Annotated in this window: 19 protein-coding genes and 1 pseudogene; 10 read left to right on the plus strand and 10 right to left on the minus strand. The window is 69.5% G+C overall.

Annotated elements, in window-relative coordinates:
• The first annotated feature begins 24 nt into the window (after positions 1-24).
• Positions 25-384: a DUF952 domain-containing protein gene (locus ABZ824_RS04290; protein WP_356961571.1), complete on the plus strand. Its 360-nt coding sequence runs from the start codon at positions 25-27 to the stop codon at positions 382-384.
• On the opposite strand, the gene ABZ824_RS04295 is transcribed toward ABZ824_RS04290, so the two are convergent.
• Positions 385-1,032, minus strand: a complete 648-nt coding sequence (locus ABZ824_RS04295; protein ID WP_355070358.1) for a response regulator transcription factor — start codon at positions 1,030-1,032, stop codon at positions 385-387.
• Entirely contained in the window at positions 1,029-2,204 is a 1,176-nt protein-coding gene (locus ABZ824_RS04300) for a histidine kinase (RefSeq protein WP_356961573.1), read from the minus strand. Before ABZ824_RS04300 ends, ABZ824_RS04295 begins: the two co-directional genes overlap by 4 nt.
• A gap of 111 nt (positions 2,205-2,315) precedes the next feature.
• On the opposite strand from ABZ824_RS04300, the gene ABZ824_RS04305 reads away from it, so the two are divergent.
• Together ABZ824_RS04305 and ABZ824_RS04310 are read left to right on the plus strand one after the other, a co-directional pair.
• Positions 2,316-2,798 carry a cation:proton antiporter regulatory subunit gene (locus tag ABZ824_RS04305; RefSeq protein ID WP_355070361.1) on the plus strand — a complete coding sequence of 161 codons (483 nt, stop codon included), beginning with the start codon at positions 2,316-2,318 and terminating at the stop codon, positions 2,796-2,798.
• 3 nt (positions 2,799-2,801) lie between these two features.
• Positions 2,802-3,986: a cation:proton antiporter gene (locus ABZ824_RS04310; protein ID WP_355070363.1), complete on the plus strand. Its 1,185-nt coding sequence runs from the start codon at positions 2,802-2,804 to the stop codon at positions 3,984-3,986.
• On the opposite strand, the gene ABZ824_RS04315 is transcribed toward ABZ824_RS04310, so the two are convergent.
• The 3 genes and pseudogenes from ABZ824_RS04315 to ppgK all read right to left on the minus strand — a co-directional run bounded on the left by ABZ824_RS04315 (position 3,987) and on the right by ppgK (position 7,236).
• The gene (locus ABZ824_RS04315) at positions 3,987-4,751 is read right to left on the minus strand and encodes a rhomboid-like protein (RefSeq protein ID WP_355070365.1); all 765 of its coding nucleotides are present in this window, start codon (positions 4,749-4,751) and stop codon (positions 3,987-3,989) included.
• A gap of 165 nt (positions 4,752-4,916) precedes the next feature.
• Positions 4,917-6,326: pseudogene (locus ABZ824_RS04320) on the minus strand (RNA polymerase sigma factor); the annotation flags it as partial.
• 151 nt (positions 6,327-6,477) lie between these two features.
• Entirely contained in the window at positions 6,478-7,236 is a 759-nt protein-coding gene (gene ppgK / locus ABZ824_RS04325) for a polyphosphate--glucose phosphotransferase (RefSeq protein ID WP_355070367.1), read from the minus strand.
• Between the two features lie 198 nt (positions 7,237-7,434).
• Between ppgK and ABZ824_RS04330 the strand changes: the two genes are divergently transcribed.
• Positions 7,435-8,337, plus strand: coding sequence for an inositol monophosphatase family protein (locus tag ABZ824_RS04330; RefSeq protein ID WP_356961576.1), 903 nt, complete (start codon positions 7,435-7,437; stop codon positions 8,335-8,337).
• Here ABZ824_RS04330 and cei read toward each other — a convergent pair whose 3' ends face one another.
• Positions 8,338-9,015, minus strand: coding sequence for an envelope integrity protein Cei (cei, locus tag ABZ824_RS04335; RefSeq protein ID WP_356961577.1), 678 nt, complete (start codon positions 9,013-9,015; stop codon positions 8,338-8,340).
• Positions 9,016-9,391: 376 nt separating this feature from the next.
• On the opposite strand from cei, the gene ABZ824_RS04340 reads away from it, so the two are divergent.
• Positions 9,392-9,694 (plus strand): DUF4193 domain-containing protein, encoded by a 303-nt coding sequence (locus ABZ824_RS04340; protein ID WP_014351871.1) that lies wholly within the window; start codon positions 9,392-9,394, stop codon positions 9,692-9,694.
• Between the two features lie 24 nt (positions 9,695-9,718).
• On the opposite strand, the gene ABZ824_RS04345 is transcribed toward ABZ824_RS04340, so the two are convergent.
• Positions 9,719-10,210, minus strand: coding sequence for a DUF3093 domain-containing protein (locus ABZ824_RS04345; protein ID WP_355071029.1), 492 nt, complete (start codon positions 10,208-10,210; stop codon positions 9,719-9,721).
• A 73-nt stretch (positions 10,211-10,283) separates the two neighbouring features.
• Between ABZ824_RS04345 and dut the strand changes: the two genes are divergently transcribed.
• Positions 10,284-10,784 carry a dUTP diphosphatase gene (gene dut, locus ABZ824_RS04350; RefSeq protein ID WP_355070372.1) on the plus strand — a complete coding sequence of 167 codons (501 nt, stop codon included), beginning with the start codon at positions 10,284-10,286 and terminating at the stop codon, positions 10,782-10,784.
• Between the two features lie 5 nt (positions 10,785-10,789).
• Entirely contained in the window at positions 10,790-11,647 is an 858-nt protein-coding gene (locus tag ABZ824_RS04355) for a DUF3710 domain-containing protein (RefSeq protein WP_356961579.1), read from the plus strand.
• Between the two features lie 10 nt (positions 11,648-11,657).
• On the opposite strand, the gene ABZ824_RS04360 is transcribed toward ABZ824_RS04355, so the two are convergent.
• On the minus strand, positions 11,658-12,353 hold the full coding sequence (locus ABZ824_RS04360) for an alpha/beta hydrolase (RefSeq protein ID WP_356961580.1): 696 nt from the start codon (positions 12,351-12,353) through the stop codon (positions 11,658-11,660).
• Between the two features lie 132 nt (positions 12,354-12,485).
• Here ABZ824_RS04360 and ABZ824_RS04365 point away from each other — a divergent pair, with 132 nt between their 5' ends.
• From ABZ824_RS04365 to ABZ824_RS04375, 3 genes are all read left to right on the plus strand, one after another.
• Entirely contained in the window at positions 12,486-12,863 is a 378-nt protein-coding gene (locus ABZ824_RS04365) for an OB-fold nucleic acid binding domain-containing protein (protein WP_067808861.1), read from the plus strand.
• 3 nt (positions 12,864-12,866) lie between these two features.
• Complete coding sequence (locus ABZ824_RS04370; RefSeq protein ID WP_356961582.1) at positions 12,867-13,559, plus strand: DUF3159 domain-containing protein; 693 nt, start codon at positions 12,867-12,869, stop codon at positions 13,557-13,559.
• Positions 13,560-13,726: 167 nt separating this feature from the next.
• Positions 13,727-14,353 (plus strand): sigma-70 family RNA polymerase sigma factor, encoded by a 627-nt coding sequence (locus ABZ824_RS04375; protein WP_355070380.1) that lies wholly within the window; start codon positions 13,727-13,729, stop codon positions 14,351-14,353.
• 53 nt (positions 14,354-14,406) lie between these two features.
• On the opposite strand, the gene ABZ824_RS04380 is transcribed toward ABZ824_RS04375, so the two are convergent.
• Positions 14,407-15,078: a TrkA family potassium uptake protein gene (locus ABZ824_RS04380; protein ID WP_355070382.1), complete on the minus strand. Its 672-nt coding sequence runs from the start codon at positions 15,076-15,078 to the stop codon at positions 14,407-14,409.
• A 2-nt stretch (positions 15,079-15,080) separates the two neighbouring features.
• Entirely contained in the window at positions 15,081-15,746 is a 666-nt protein-coding gene (locus ABZ824_RS04385) for a TrkA family potassium uptake protein (protein ID WP_355070384.1), read from the minus strand.
• Positions 15,747-15,805: the final 59 nt, after the last annotated feature.

The following is a 15,805-nucleotide window of genomic DNA, read 5'->3' on the forward strand; positions in this document are numbered from 1 at the left end:
CAGTTGTCTACCGGGAGATTACCCGTGACCTATGACACTCACACGCTTGTTCACCTATGCACTTTGGATGAATGGTTATCCGCGCGGCAAACGGGGGAGTACCGAGCGCCCTCCCTCGCCGAGGCAGGGTTCATCCATCTCTCGTCGCCGCAACAGGTGCACCTGCCCGCGAATCGCTTGTTCGCGGGGCGGCGTGATCTGGTGTTGCTGCGGATCGACTCCCGCCGCATCGGGTCGCCGATCAAGTGGGAGCCGGGTGTCCCGACCGATCCGGAGTCGATGCTCTTCCCGCACCTGTACGGCCCCCTGCCGGTGGGCGCGGTCACGGGGGTCGTAGAGTACCTGCCCGCGGCGGACGGGACATTCGCCCCGCTCCCGGCGTGACTACCGGTCGCGGATCTCACGCGCCACGATGGCGGCCTGAACCCGCGACCGCACACCGAGTTTCGTCAGTACCCGGGACACATGTGTTTTGACGGTCGTCTCGCCGATGAACAGCCGACCCGCGATCTGCGCGTTGGACAGGCCGTCGCCGAGGCAATCGAGCACTTCGCGTTCCCGCTCGGTGAGCTCGCCGAATCCGGCGGGAGCCGGTTGCGCGGCAATCTGATTCGACGCGGCGAACGCAGAGATCACCGCTCGCGTCACCTCCGGAGCCAGCACGCCGTCCCCGGCCGCGACCGCGCGCACCGCCTCGACCAGCGCCCGGCCCGACGTGGATTTCAGCACGAACCCGGAGGCGCCCGCGCGCAGCGTGCGAAAGACGTACTCGTCCAGGTCGAACGTGGTGAGGATCAGCACCTTCGCCAAGCCGTCCGCGGTGATCCGCTCGGTCGCGGTGATCCCGTCCACCCCCGGCATGCGCACGTCCATCAGCACCACCTGCGGCCGCAGCGCTTTGGCCTGTGCCACCGCGACATCGCCGTCGGCGGCCTCGCCGACCACCTCGATATCGTCCTCGACGTCCAGGATCATCCGCAGGCCGGCGCGGATCGCGGCGTGGTCGTCAGCGATCACCACCCGAATCGTCATGCGGCGCCCACGCAGCCGAGCGGCAGGGTGGCCAGAACTTCCCAGTGGCCGGAATCCGTTCCGGCGCGCAAGCTTCCGCCGAGTGCCGCGGCCCGTTCGCGCATGTTCACCAGACCGCGACGCCCCGCTCGGTCCACGGCCCGGTGGGGCCGCGCGGGCGTTGTCCTGTTGCGGACGGATATGGTCAGTCTCTCCCGCTCTGCGCGCACGTCGATGGAGACCGCCTGTCCCGGGGCGTGTTTCATGGCGTTGGTCAAAGCCTCCTGGACGATGCGATAAGCGGCCTGGTCGACAGCGCTGGGCAGCGCGGCGCCGTCCAGTGATTCGCGCACCCGTACCGAGATCCCCGCCGCGCGTGCGGCGTCCACCAGGATCGGCAACTGCGCGAGGGTGCGCGGCGCGGCTACTTCCGCCGCGCCGTCGTCGCTGTGCAGCAATCCGATCATGGTGCGCATCTCCTCCAGTGCGCTGACGCTGTTGGCGCGGATGGAGCGCATGATGCCGGCCACCGCCGGGTCGGCGTCGCGGCGGGCCAGCACGCCGAGCGCCGCCTCCGAGTGCAGTGCGATGGCCGACAGGTGCCCGGCGATCACATCGTGCAGGTCGCGCGCCATCGTGGCGCGCTCGTCGGCGATGGCCGCGCGCCGGTCGAGTTCGGCGACCAAGGTGAGCGCCTCGGCGCGGGTGCGCTCGGCGTGCGCGACCTCCTTGTGCGTGCGCACCGAGTTCGCCCACCAGATCGGCGTCGCGACGAAACTGAACACCGCCACCAGCGCCAGCGCGACCGCGCGCAGGTCGCCGGTCAAGGCGAGGGTCAGCGCCACCACGACGACGGAGAGCGTCGACCAGGACAGCGCCGTGATCCGCGACGCCCGGCGCCCGGCGTACAGCACGGCCGCGTAGATCAAGTCGGCGTAGACGATCCACACCGGCACCGTGGCGCCCAGCCAGATGTCCACGGCCAGCGGCAAGAGCCCGGCGAGCATGGCCGCGACCGGCATCCGGCGCCGGCAGAAGGTCGCCAGACACAGTAGGGCCAGCACACCGCACCGCATCCACAACGACGCCTGCTCGCCCCGCTCGGTCATGGTGGACAAGCCTGCGAGGTACAGCGCCGCGCCGCCGGCGAACGCGATCACGGCGCCCAGCGCATCCCGTGTCCGCTCCGGCACATCCGCCCACCGCCACACGCCTCCATCACAGCACAGCGACCGCGACGCGCCATCGGCCGAAGTGATGACCGATCCGTTCGTGGACGCGGTGATCCGGCTAATCTGGAGGGCGTGAACGTCGACGTCACCGCACTACCCGGGATCGGTGTCCGGAAGGACTTCGAAGTGCGATCCGGTCGCCGAATCGGCGTGGTCGCCCACCGCGATGGTGATATCGACCTGATCGTCTCCAAACTCGACGATCCCGACGCCTGTGCCGCGCAGATCCCGCTGACCACCGATGAGGCCGCGGTCCTGGCCAACTTGCTCGGTGCGCCGCAGCTGGTCGCCAAGCTCAACGACGACCACCGCGACCTGCCCGGGATCACCACGCGCCAGCTCCCGATCGGGGACGATTCCCCCTACGACGGCCGCACCCTCGGCGAGACCGAGATGCGTACCCGCACGAAGGCCTCCATCGTGGCGGTCATGCGGGCCGGGCAGTTGCATCCCTCGCCCGGACCCGATTTCACCTTCACCGCGAGCGACCTGCTCGTGGTCGTCGGCACTCCGGAGGGCTTGGATGCCGCCGCGAAGATATTGACGCACGGCTGAGCCGTGACGGACACCGCGCTCGCCCTGATCGAGCTCGGAGCGGTTCTCTTCGTTCTCGGCATGCTGGGGCGTGTCGCAGGCCGTGTCGGTATGTCGCCCATTCCGCTGTACCTGCTCGGCGGTGTCGCCTTCGGCCAAGGTGGTCTCATCGAACTCCGGGCCGCCCACGACTTCGGCCATATCGCGGGCGAGATCGGGGTGGTGCTGCTGCTCTTGCTGCTCGGCTTGGAGTACACGGCGGCGGAGCTGGTGACCGGCCTGCGTCGTTCCTGGGCGGCCGGTGTGGTGGACATCGTGGTCAACGCGTCACCGGGGGCGGTGGTCGCGCTGATGCTGGGCTGGGGTGTCGACGGCGCGATCACGATGGCAGGCGTCACCTACATCTCCTCCTCGGGCATCGTGGCGAAGGTCCTCGACGACCTCGGACGCCTGGGCAACAGGGAGACGCCGGTGATCCTGTCCATCCTGGTATTCGAGGACCTGGCGATGGCGGTCTACCTGCCGATCCTCACCACGGTGCTGGCGGGGCTCAGCTGGCTCAGCGGGCTGCGCGCCCTGGCGGTGGCGCTGATCACCATCACGCTGGTGCTCGTGGTGGCGCTGCGTTACGGGCGGTACGTCTCGGCGGTCGTGGACAGCGCCGACCGTGAGGTCTTCCTGCTCACGCTGCTCGGCGCGGCGTTGCTGGTCGCGGGCGTCTCCTCGGCGCTGAGCGTGTCGGCGGCGGTCGGAGCGTTCCTGCTCGGCATCGCGATCTCCGGCTCGACCGCGCACGCGGCGGCGAAGATGCTCGAACCGCTGCGCGACCTGTTCGCGGCCATCTTCTTCGTGGCCTTCGGGTTGAACACCGACCTGCGAGCGATCCCGCCGGTGCTGGGCTGGGCGATCGCGCTGGCGGCGGTCACGGTCGTCACGAAGGTGGCGACCGGGTGGTGGGCCGCCGCACGCGAGGGCATCCGGCGGATGGGCCGGGCCAGAGCGGGCGCGGCGCTCGTCGCGCGGGGCGAATTCTCTATCGTCATCGCGGGATTGGCCGTGAGCGCGGGCGCGATGGACGGTCAGCTCACGGCGCTCGCCTCGACCTACGTCCTGCTGATGGCGGTGCTGGGCCCGATCGCGGCGCGAGTGGTCGAGCCGATGGTCGGTTTGCTGCCCGACCGCGGCCGCCGCGAGCCCCAGGTCTACTGATCAGTCCTGGGCCGTGCGGGCTCTACGGCCCGCGGTACGTTCCAGCCGATGCCAGAACAGGCTCGCGATCGCCCCGACCGCCAGCCCGATCACGGCGGCGCAGAGATGGCCGTAGTCGGTGAATGTCGGCTCGATCCACAGCGCCACGCCGAGCGTCAGGAGCAGCGCACCGGCCCACACCAGCCGCACCCTGCCGCGGAACCGGAATGCCAGCGCCGCAAGCACGGCCGAAAAGCCGTAGCTGGTACCGACATCCGCGGCCACGGCCACCCGCAGCGGGATGAGGCCACGGTCGATGGCGTGTGAGATGCCGGTGACGGTCAGCAGCGTCGCCCCGATGTGCCCGGTCGCGAACAGCAGGATCCAGCGCGCGGTGCCAAGCCAGCGCTCGGCATATGCCATGACGATCAGGAAACCGGCGATGGTCGTCCAGGGAAAGCCGCCGTCGGTCCAGAACGCCGAGGCGACCAGCACCTGAACCGGGTTGTGCCGCATGTTGTAGAGGTTGGTCGACGCCGAGAAGATCAATCTGCGCTCCACCGAGTCACCGACCCCGCGCAGCGTCCACCAGGTGACGAACAGCGTGAACGCGTAGGCGGTGCTGGCGGGGGCGGCTCCCAGGTGCGCGCGGATCGCGGGCAGGAGCCGCCGCGGCAGCCCGGGACGGCGCAGCCAGGCTTGCACGTCGCGCCACTCGGCGCGCAGGTCGACGGTCTGCGTCCACGGTGACCGCAGCCAGCTCGAAGTCGAGGTCGAGGCAACCACCCCGCAAGTCTGCCGGGCGCGAGCTGCGCGCGGCGAAGTGCCCCCGTCGTGGCGCTGTTTCCTCCGCCGCGTCTGCGGCCCGGCGCGGAAAAGCGCGACGCCCGCATTCACCGGCCGCTGGAGGAATCGAGCGGACGACGAATGCGGGCGTCGAGGCGATGCGACCTAGTCGAGGTAGTCGCGCAGGACCTGCGAGCGGCTGGGGTGGCGCAGCTTGCTCATGGTCTTGGACTCGATCTGGCGGATGCGTTCGCGGGTGACCCCGTAGACCTGGCCGATCTCGTCGAGGGTGCGCGGCTGGCCGTCGGTGAGGCCGAAGCGCAGCCGGACCACGCCCGCCTCCCGCTCCGACAGCGTCTCCAGCACCGACTGCAGCTGATCCTGCAGCAGCGTGAAGCTCACCGCGTCCACCGCGACCACGGCCTCGGAGTCCTCGATGAAATCGCCGAGCTGGCTGTCGCCCTCGTCGCCGATGGTCTGGTCCAGCGAGATGGGCTCACGCGCGTACTGCTGGATCTCCAGCACCTTCTCCGGCGTGATGTCCATTTCCTTGGCCAGCTCCTCCGGCGTCGGCTCGCGGCCGAGATCCTGGAGCAGCTCGCGCTGGATGCGGCCGAGCTTGTTGATGACCTCCACCATGTGCACCGGGATGCGGATGGTGCGGGCCTGGTCGGCCATGGCGCGGGTGATGGCCTGCCGGATCCACCAGGTGGCGTACGTGGAGAACTTGTAGCCCTTGGTGTAGTCGAACTTCTCCACCGCGCGGATCAGACCGAGGTTGCCCTCCTGGATCAGGTCCAGGAACGCCATGCCGCGGCCGGTGTAGCGCTTGGCCAGCGAGACGACCAGGCGCAGGTTGGCCTCGAGCAGGTGGTTCTTGGCCCGGTTGCCGTCGCGGACGATCCAGTTGAAGTCGCGGCGCATGGCGACCGGCAGCTTCTCGCCCTGCTCGGCGAATTCGCGCACCTTCTCCGCGGCGTAGAGGCCCGCCTCGATCCGCTTGGCGAGTTCGACCTCCTCCTCGGCGTTGAGCAGCGCGACCTTACCGATCTGCTTGAGGTAGGCGCGGACCGAGTCGGCCGAGGCGGTGAGCTCGGCGTCCTTGCGGGCCTGGCGCAGCGCCTCGGACTCCTCTTCGTCCCAGACGAAATCGCCGGAGGCCTTGTCGGCCGCCGTCGGCTCGTCGGCCTCGCTCTCGGCTTCCTCGGTTTCGGTGTCCTCGGCGACGTCGACCAGTTCGTCGCCGTCGGCGAGGTCCTCCTCGGAGACTTCCAGATCGCCGAGATCGTCGAGATCGAGCGACTCGTCCTCGATCGCCTCGTCGGCGCCGGGCTCGCCGTCGGGGCCCGCCTTCTTGGTGGTGGCCTTCTTCGCGGGAGCCTTGGCCGCCTTCTTGGCAGGCGCCTTCTTGGCGGCGGCCTTCTTCGCCGGAGCCTTCTTCGCGGCAGCCTTACGGACCGGCCGTGCTGCGGTTACATCTGCGGAGTCGGCATCGGCCGATTCGGCGGTCTGACGGGTATTCGTGGCTACCACGTACGCCCTTTCGTGACGGTCTCGTGCGGCGTCACGCCAGAGTGGGTTTCCGGCGGAGCGATCTGTCGGGTTGCACCGGCGGAGGGCCGGTCGGGGTTTCTCCGGCTCAGCCGGGCACGTTCCATTGTAACGATCTAACCAGGGTACCTACGGCACGATGCCGGGAACGGCATCCTCGCGGTTCCCGCGCGCCTCACGGTGCGACGCCCCCCGCGATCGCCATGGCGGCGCCGACGATGCCCGCGGTGTTGCGCAGGCGGGCCGGGATGACCGGAGTCCGGTTGGTGAGCAGGGGAATCCACTGCTCGGCCTCCCTGCTGATGCCCCCGCCCGCGACGAAGACGACCGGGAAGAACAGGTTCTCCAGCCCCGTCAGCACCAGGCTGACCTGCGCTGCCCACTGCTCGTAGCTCAGGCCGTCGCGTTCCTTGATCGAGGCCGCCGCGCGGTGCTCGCTCTCCATCCCCTGGATCTCCAGGTGACCCAGTTCGGTGTTGGGCACCAGTGTGCCGTGGTAGAGCAACGCCGAGCCGATGCCGGTGCCGAAGGTCAGCAGCATGACCAAGCCCGCGAAATTGCGCGCCGCGCCGAAGTGGTCCTCGGCCATGCCCGCGGCGTCCGCGTCGTTGAGCACGGTGACCGGACGGCCGCCGAGCGCGGCGGAGAACAGCGCCCGCGCGTCGGTGCCGATCCAGGACTTGTCGATGTTCGCCGCGGTGCGCGCCACGCCGCCGATCACCACCGAGGGCAGGGTGAGGCCGACCGGCCCGGTCCACTTGGCCTTGTCGACCAGTTCGGCGACCGCCTCCGCCACGGCGAACGGTGTCGCCGGGTGCGGCGTCGCGATCTTGATCCGCTCGTGGACCAACTCGCCGGTGGCCAGATCGACCGTGGCGCCTTTGACGCCGCTGCCGCCGATGTCGATGCCGAATGCGTGCCCCCGAGCGGACATGACTAACCCCTCGTTTCCCTGTGCTGGCCGGTGTGATGACAGCGCTGCACGGGGCCCGGGACGCCCATGGCGGGCGTGCGAATGGGATGCCCGACGACGGCGCTGTGTCGTGCACGACAAGAGTAATGGGACCACGAGGCTGGGCGTTCGGCGAGGATGTGTGATGCGATGGTGGGCGTGCCGGAAACCTCATCGTCAGTGTCCGACTACACCCCCGACTCGTTCGTCTCGATCGTCGCGCGTGGCGACGAAGCCGACCTGCGCCGTGTCGCGGTCGACCTCGCCGAGACGGCCGCCGCCCATGTCCGTGCCCGTCGTCCCGAGGTGTTCGGGCCCGCGGGCGTGCACGCCGAAGGCGCCGTGCGGTCCAAGAGCCACGAGACCGATCCGGTCACCATCGTGGACACCGAGACCGAAGAGCTGATCCGAAGACTGCTCGCCGAACAACGCCCCGGCGACCCGATCCTCGGCGAGGAGGGCGGCGGCAGCATCGATGACGCGAGCGCGGACACCGTCCACTGGGTGGTTGATCCGATCGACGGCACCGTCAACTTCCTCTATGGCATTCCCGGCTACGCCGTGTCGGTGGCCGCGCTGCGCGGCGGCCGTCCGGTCGCGGGCGCCGTGGTGGACGTCGCGCGGGCAGCCACCTACAGCGCCGGGCTCGGACTCGGCGCGCTGCGTGTCGACGCCGACGGCGCGGTGGAGCACTTGAGTTGCACGCCCGTCGACTCGGTGGCGATGTCGCTGGTCTCCACCGGATTCGCCTACGGCAGGCACCGCAGGAGCAGGCAGGCGGAATTGATCGCGCAGGTGCTGCCGCACGTGCGCGACATCCGCCGTTTCGGTGCGGCGGCACTGGATCTGTGTCATGTCGCCGCAGGCCGTGTGGACGCCTACTTCGAGCACGGCTTGAACGCCTGGGACTGGGGCGCGGGCGCGCTGATCGCCGCCGAGGCGGGTGCGCGCCTTACGCTGCCGCCCGCGACGGCGCCGGGCACCGACGGCGACCTGGTGGTGGCCGCCGCGCCCGGCATCGCCGACGAGCTGGGGGAGCTGCTGGCCCGGGTCGGCGCTACCGAGCCGATTCCGGACCGCTGATCAGCAGCGGGCCTGCCGTGCGGCGTCGAGCAGCTTGATGTCGATGGAGGTGGAGTTGCCCGGCGCCGGGTTCTTGAGCGAACGCAGCACTTCCTCGGCGTCGTTGCTGGGGCGGATGTCCCGGAACAGCGAGCCGAGCACGAGATCGACGGTGTCGTCGCCGCGCTGATCCTCGATCAGCTCGGCGCACGGCGCGACCAGCTGTACGGCGGCCGCGGCCGGACGGCCGTTGACGCCGAAGCGGACCTGCCCGGTGCATTCCAGGTCGCCGTTGACGTATACCGAATCGTTGCCGTATTGCGTTCCGGGAGCGCTCGCGAATCCGAGGTCGCCGAGCTGGGCGGCGACGTGCGCGGCCTGGCCGCGCTGGTTGTTCGCGTTCAGCACGCGCACCTTGCTCGCCGCCAGCGGTGCGGGTTCCACGTCCTGCAGCCGGCCTGCGCCGACCCGCTGGCCGAGCGGAGTCGGTTGCGGCGCACCGGGATCCGAGGCCGGACTCGGTGAGTTGCACGCCATCGCGGTGTGGTCGGTGTCGTGCGTCGTGAGGGCTTTGACCCAGACGATCCCGCAGATCAGGGCGAGAACGCCGAGCATGATGAGCCAGGGCTGGGGGCGGCGGCGCACGTACGGTTGCCCTTGCGAATCCGTCGCGGTGCCTTCGGTGATCAGTGAAACCACCAGCACACTCTACGAAAATGTGGGGCGGTCGCGTCGCAAGGTCTCGGTGCGTTCCACGGACGGTGTCGATTGCCCCTCATTTTCGACTCGGCTGTGTTTTGATTGCGACTTTTGCTCCGGGGTCCGCTATTGTCTGGCGGCCCAGATCGAATCACCGGTGCGGAAATCAGTGGTCGGTCGCGGGAACAAGAAGGGCATGTCCTGCGTTTACCCAGCGCTATCAGGAGTGGATCGGCATGATCCGCCCTGATAGGCGACCGGTGTACGTGTGACGTGCACCACCGGCGGGGCGGTACCGGTCGCGGCGATTCCGGCAGGAATCGGGTGTGAGCGGACCGGTCCGGGATATACGGAGTTAGGACGAGGGGAAGACGACATGGCAACCGACTATGACGCACCGAGGCGCACCGAATCCGACGATGTGTCGGAGGATTCGCTGGAGGAGCTGAAGGCTCGTCGTAACGAGGCACAGTCCGCCGTCGTGGATATCGACGAATCCGATACCGCGGAGTCGTTCGAGCTTCCCGGCGCCGACCTGTCCGAGGAAGTGCTGACGGTTCGGGTGATCCCGAAGCAGGCCGACGAGTTCACCTGTTCCAGCTGTTTCCTGGTCCATCACCGGAGCAGGCTGGCCAGTGACAAGGGCGGTCAGATGATCTGCATGGATTGCGCCGCCTGATCTCGACGAGATCGAACAACAGTGTCAGCCCGCGCTCGGTAGACCGAGCGCGGCGAGGACCCGTTCGGGCCGCCGCGTACTGACCAGCCAGTATGGCGTCGGATCGTCCGGGTCGTCGAGCACGAGCAAGACCATCGGCCCGATCCAGGGGCGATGCTGGACATAAGCGGCGGGGTCGAGCTGGCGACCCAGCGCCGCGCTTTTCGCGGTGGGGGCGACGGCGGCCGCGCGAGCAACGAAATTCACCGGCAGATGCGCGCGATCGGCGCGCAACTCCGGTGTGCCGTTCGCGTCCGGCGCCACTTCGACGCGGTGGCGGCTCAGCCACAGCAGCACCCAGACCGGCACGGGGAACAGCAGCACATAGGGCAGCCAGGCACGCAGTCCCGGCGCGCCCATATGGATCTCCGCCGCGAGCAGTCCGGTGACGGCGAACGCCACCGGCCACCACCACAGCGGCACCCACAGGCGCTCCCGGTATCGGTGCGCAGGCTGCGCTTTCTCGTCCGCGGTCATGGGGTTGGGCTGGTCCGACACGAGTCAACACTAAGTCACGAGGGCAAACAGCCTACGCGTAGGCTCGTCCAACGTGAGCGCACTTTCACCCATACCCTTGCTGCGGCTCGACCCCGGCATCCCTCTGCCCACGCGCGCCCATGCGGGTGACGCGGGCGTGGATCTGTGCACCACGCAAGACGTCATCCTGGAGCCGGGGGAGCGGGTGCTGGTCGGCACCGGCGTCGCCGTCGCGCTACCGGTCGGCACCGTCGGCCTGATCCATCCGCGCTCGGGTCTGGCGGCCAAGGCCGGGCTGTCGGTGGTGAACACCCCCGGCACGGTCGACGCGGGGTATCGGGGCGAGATCAAGGTGTGCCTGATCAACCACGATCCGCGCACGCCGATCGAGTTGCGGCGCGGTGATCGGATCGCGCAACTGCTGGTACAGCGGGTGGAGCTGGTGGATTTCGTGGAGGTCGACTCGCTCGACGAGACCACCAGGGGAGCGGGTGGCTATGGCTCCAGCGGCGGTCACGCGAGTTTGACCGCACAGACGAACGGGGTGGGCCGGGCTACCGGCGAGGAGGCATGACGGGAATGTTCGGAAAGAGAAAGAACTCGAGCCGGGCCGCGGACGACCGGTACGACGAGGCGGGCGACTACGCCGACTACGAGGGCGAGTACGACGACGATTTCTACGACGACGCCCCCACCGACGAGCGCTCGTACGAGGGCGTGGATCTGGACGTCGACCGGCCCAACGGACGGCCCGGCCCCTACGACTACGACGAGGTCGCCGAGCTGCTGGATTCGGTGTCCGAGCAGCGGCTGGATCTCGGGTCGGTGTTGTTGCCGGTCCCGCCGGGCGGTCAGCTGCAGGTCGAGATGACCCCGGAAGGCCAGCCGCAGGCGGTGCACCTGGCCACGGAGCACGGCCGGATCACCGTCGCGGCCTACGCCGCGCCCAAGACCTCCGGCCAGTGGCGGCTGGTCGCCGCGGATCTCGCCGACTCGCTGCGCAAGGACGGCGCCAGGGTGTCGGTCGAGAACGGGCCGTGGGGCCGAGAACTGCTGGCCCTGACCGAAGGCGCGGACCTGCGTTTCATCGGCGTGGACGGCTATCGCTGGATGGTGCGGCTGGTCGCGGCGGGCCCCTCGGGCGCGGCGAACGACGGCAGCCCCCTGGTCAAGGCGGCGCGGGCGATCCTGAGCGAGACCGTGGTGCGGCGCGGCGAGGACCCGCTGCCGGTGCGGGACCCGCTTCCGGTGGTGCTGCCGCAGGAGCTGGCCGAGCAACTCGCCGCGGCCCATCAGCAGCAGGTGGAGGCTCAGCAGCAGGCGATGGCCGCGCAGGTGGCGGCGCAGACCGGTGCGCAACCGGTGGTGCCGCGCATGCCGCAGGGCCCGCGCCGGGGCGCGGACGGGTCGGCCATGCAGCAACTCGGCCTGAACTGAGCGGAAGATCTCACGCGAAGGCGCCGATACCCGTGTGTCCCAGGATCGCGGGGTCGGCGCCGAGTTCGTCCAGCGTGATCCGGTACAGGTGCGCGCGCGGGGCCAGCGCCGCCCATTCCTCGGCGACCGCACGCGGGTGCACCGGGTCGTCGACCGCGGTGACCACCGCGAGCGGCAGCTCGAATGCCGACAGCAGCTCGGCATCGGGCCACTTGTAGTCCGCGGCCTCCTCGAGCGCCCGCGGCAGTTCCGGCCACTGTGCCCGCCAGGACTGGGTCAGCGCGTCAGCCAGCCACCGCGGGCTGCTCGCCCGCATCCGGTCGATCACCGTGTCCAGGCCGTCCACGCGCAGCTGCGCCGCAGTGGCCGCCGCGCTCAGCGTGGCGGGGCAGGACGCGGTGTCGGGCCCGGTCCAGGCGGGCAGTGCCGCCACGACCCCCACGACGCGTCGGGGGTGCTCGGCGGCCCACTCCAGTGCGATCGCCGCGCCCAGGGAAATGCCCGCCACCAGCACCGGGCCCGAATCCGCCGCCGCATCCAGCGCTGCGCGGCAGCTCGCCACCACCCGGCGCGGGTCGGGTTCCACCGCGACGAAATCCAGGCCGCGTGCGGCGCTCGCGGGACCGAAGGCGCGCCTGGCGAAATCGGCGTCGGACCCGGTGCCGGGCAGTGCCACGACACGTTCGGGGTGTGGGGAGTCGAACATCGGTCCGAGCGTAGCGGGGGTGGCCCGGCCCATCTACAGTGGCGTTGTACGGCCGCCGCAGGCCGTGCGGATCGGATCCCTCACGATGGTGTGCGACCCATGCCATCTGCTCTATGCAGGAGAGCGTGCACAATGTCATCCGCAGCCTCAGGGTATTTTCGACGTCTGGGCCGCAGGCTGACCGAAGACATCGATCAGCTGGATGCCGAAGAGCTGGCCGAGACGTCCGAAGCATCGGGCGCATGCCGCGCGTCGGAGTGTCGGCGCGGTGACGAGGCGACCATGCTCGGTAGGCTCCGTAGCGTCGAAGCGTGTCCCAAGTCGGCGGGCGCCAGCGTCCAGGCCGAGTTCTTCGACGGCACCGACGCGATTACGCTGGTCTGGATCGGGCGCAGGCGCATTCCCGGCATCGAGCCGGGCAGGCGCATCCTCGTCCGTGGCCGGGTCGGCGACCGCGACGGCCGCAAAGTGATCTTCAACCCCTACTACGAATTGCGCGGGAACAGCTGACGTATGCCTTCGAGCGACGACAACGCAGGATCGGACGACCGCACCGGGCTCCCCTCGCCCGACCGTGACGAGGAACGTGCCGAGCAGACCCTCCTGGAACAACTGGGCGGCTTCAGCGGCCTGATCTACTCGACGCTTCCCGTTGTCGTGTTCGTTCCCGTGAACAGTGTCGCCGGGCTGGCCGCCGCGATCTGGTCGGCCCTGGGGGTGGCGGCCGCCATCCTCCTGTGGCGCCTGGTGCGGCGCAATCCCATCCAGCCCGCCATCTCGGGCTTCTTCGGCGTCGGCATCTGCGCCTTCATCGCCTACCGGATGGGCGAGGCCAAGGGGTTCTTCCTCTTCGGCATCTACACCAGCCTCGTCTACGCCGCGGTGTTCCTCGCGTCCATCCTGATCCGCAGGCCGCTGGTCGGCGTGATCTGGGGCGTTCTGAACGGCCACGGCTCCGACTGGCGGTCCGACCCGCGCTCGGTGCGCCTCTACGACCTGGCCACCACCACCTGGATCCTCGTGTTCGGGGCGCGCTACCTGGTGCAGTCGCAGCTCTACGACACCGACCGCACCGGCTGGCTCGCCTTCGCCCGCATCGCGATGGGCTGGCCGCTGACCGCGGTGGCGCTGGCCGTCACGATCTGGGCTGTGCGCCGGGCCGGTCACCTGCCCGCCAAGTCGGTGCGCGCGACCGAACCGGCCTGAGCCGTTAACCTTCCGCCGCCATCCGGCGAAAACCACAGGGGTGGGGAGATCGCCACCGCCGAGGTGGGTGCTTCCCCACCCTGGGGTGCCTGGTTGGTCCTCCGAGTTCATCAGACGATCTATGCGTACCGAAAAACACGCATTGATCGGCAAGAAAGGACTCGGACGTGGCTACCGAGCACAACACCGCGGCGCTGCCCGTCAACCACAACCCCGCGCTCTCGGAGAGCCGGCGGATCTCGGCCGAGCTGGACAAGCTGATCGGTCCGGCGGCCGGAGGCGATCGCCGGGCGGTCTCGGAGATCATCCGGATCGTTCATCCGCTGGTGCGGCGTTACTGCGGCGCGCGCCTGGGCAACACGGCCCATCTGCAGGTCACCGCCGACGACGTGGTCCAGGAGATCCTGCTGGCCACCGTCAACGCCATCCCGCGCTACCGCGACCAGGGCAAGTCGTTCCTGGCCTTCGTCTACGGCATCGCGGCCAACAAGGTCGCCGACGCGTTCCGCCGCTCGCAGCAGCACCCCGCCTACCCGGTGGCCGACGTCCCGGACTCCGCGTCCTCGGCCGCCGGTCCCGAGGAGTGGGCGTTGGCGTCCGAACGCCGCGCCGCCACAAGGGAACTCATGAAAGTGCTGGCGCCGGCGCACCGTGAGGTGCTGGTGATGCGCATCGTGCTCGGCTGGTCGGCCGCGGAGACCGCCGAGGCCATCGGCACCAGCCCGGGTGTGGTGCGGGTGATGCAGCACCGCGCACTGAACAAACTGCGCGCGGAGCTGAAGCTGGCCGCGTAGGGTTTTCCGGCAGCGCTTCGCCGAGAACGCGCGTCCGGCCGTGTCACGGGGAGTTACGGTCTGATGCCGTGGTTGGCGAGTTCCAGCCGGAGGTCCTCCTCGGCCTCCACCGAAGTCACGAACAGCAGCTCGTCGTCGCCTTCCAGCGCGTCGTCCGGCTGCGGCACGATCACGCGCCCGCCGCGCAGGATGGTCACCAGTGCGGCGTCGCGCGGCAGGGTGAGCGTGCGCACCGGTTTGCCGGCCAGCACGGTGTCCGCGGGCAGCGTCATCTCCACCAGATTCGCCTGGCCCTGGCGCAGCGTCATCAGTCGCACCAGATCTCCGACGGAGACCGCCTCCTCCACCAGGGAGGCCAGCAGCCGGGGTGTGGACACCGCGACGTCGACACCCCAGGAACCGTCGAAGAGCCATTCGTTGCGCGGATCGTTGACCCGCGCCACCACCCGGCGCACCCCGAACTCGGTCTTGGCCAGCAGGCTGTGCACCAGGTTCGCCTTGTCGTCGCCGGTGGCCGCGATCACCACCTCGTAGGTCTCCAGACCGGCCTGCTCCAGCAGGGCCAGTTCGCACGCGTCGGCGTGCACCCAGACCGCGTCGGGGATCGCGGCCGCATCGATGTGCTCGAGCTCACGCTCGAGCAGCATGACCCGATGCCCGCCGCGCAGGAGTTCCCTGGCGATCGATCGGCCCACGGCGCCTGCTCCGGCGATGGCCACTTTCATGTTCAGTCCTCGCTCGCGGGGGGCTTCCCGGCCAGGGCGACGGTTTCGCCCACGGCGCCGGATGCTGCGGCCACATAGACGATGTCGTCGGCCTGGATGATGGTCTTGCTGTCGGGGAGCACTGCCTGGCCGAACCGGATGATGAACGCGACCCGTGCCGCGACGGTCTGCTCCAGATCGCGCACGGTGCGGCCGTACCACTCTTCGTGCAGCGTCAGCTGGGTCACAGCGACAGTTCCGGTGGGGTCGCGCCAGGTGGTGGTGCCGGTGTCGCCGACGAGCGCGCGCAGGAAGCGGTCGGTGGTCCACGGGACCGTGGCGATGGTCGGGATGCCGAGCCGCTCGTAGACCGCGGCGCGCTTGGCGTCGTAGATGCGGGCGACGACCCGCTCCACCCCGAACATCTCCCGCGCCACCCGGGCGGAGATGATGTTGGAGTTGTCGCCGGAGGAGACCGCCGCGAACGCGTCCGCCCGTTCGATCCCCGCCTTTATCAGCACATCTCGATCGAAACCGACACCGGTCACCTGCTCGCCGGGAAAGTCGGATCCCAGGCGTAGAAAGGCACTGGAGTCCCGGTCGATCACGGTGACTTCGTGACCTACGCGGACCAGGGCATGGGCCAGCGACGAGCCCACGCGCCCGCACCCCATGATCACTACGTACACCGTGCAACCTCGTTCCTGGAACCGTGGTGTTCGGTCTGCTTCGCTGTTCGGTCGAACGC

The organism is Nocardia sp. NPDC047038 (genome assembly GCF_040644075.1).
Lineage (GTDB): Bacteria > Actinomycetota > Actinomycetes > Mycobacteriales > Mycobacteriaceae > Nocardia > Nocardia sichangensis.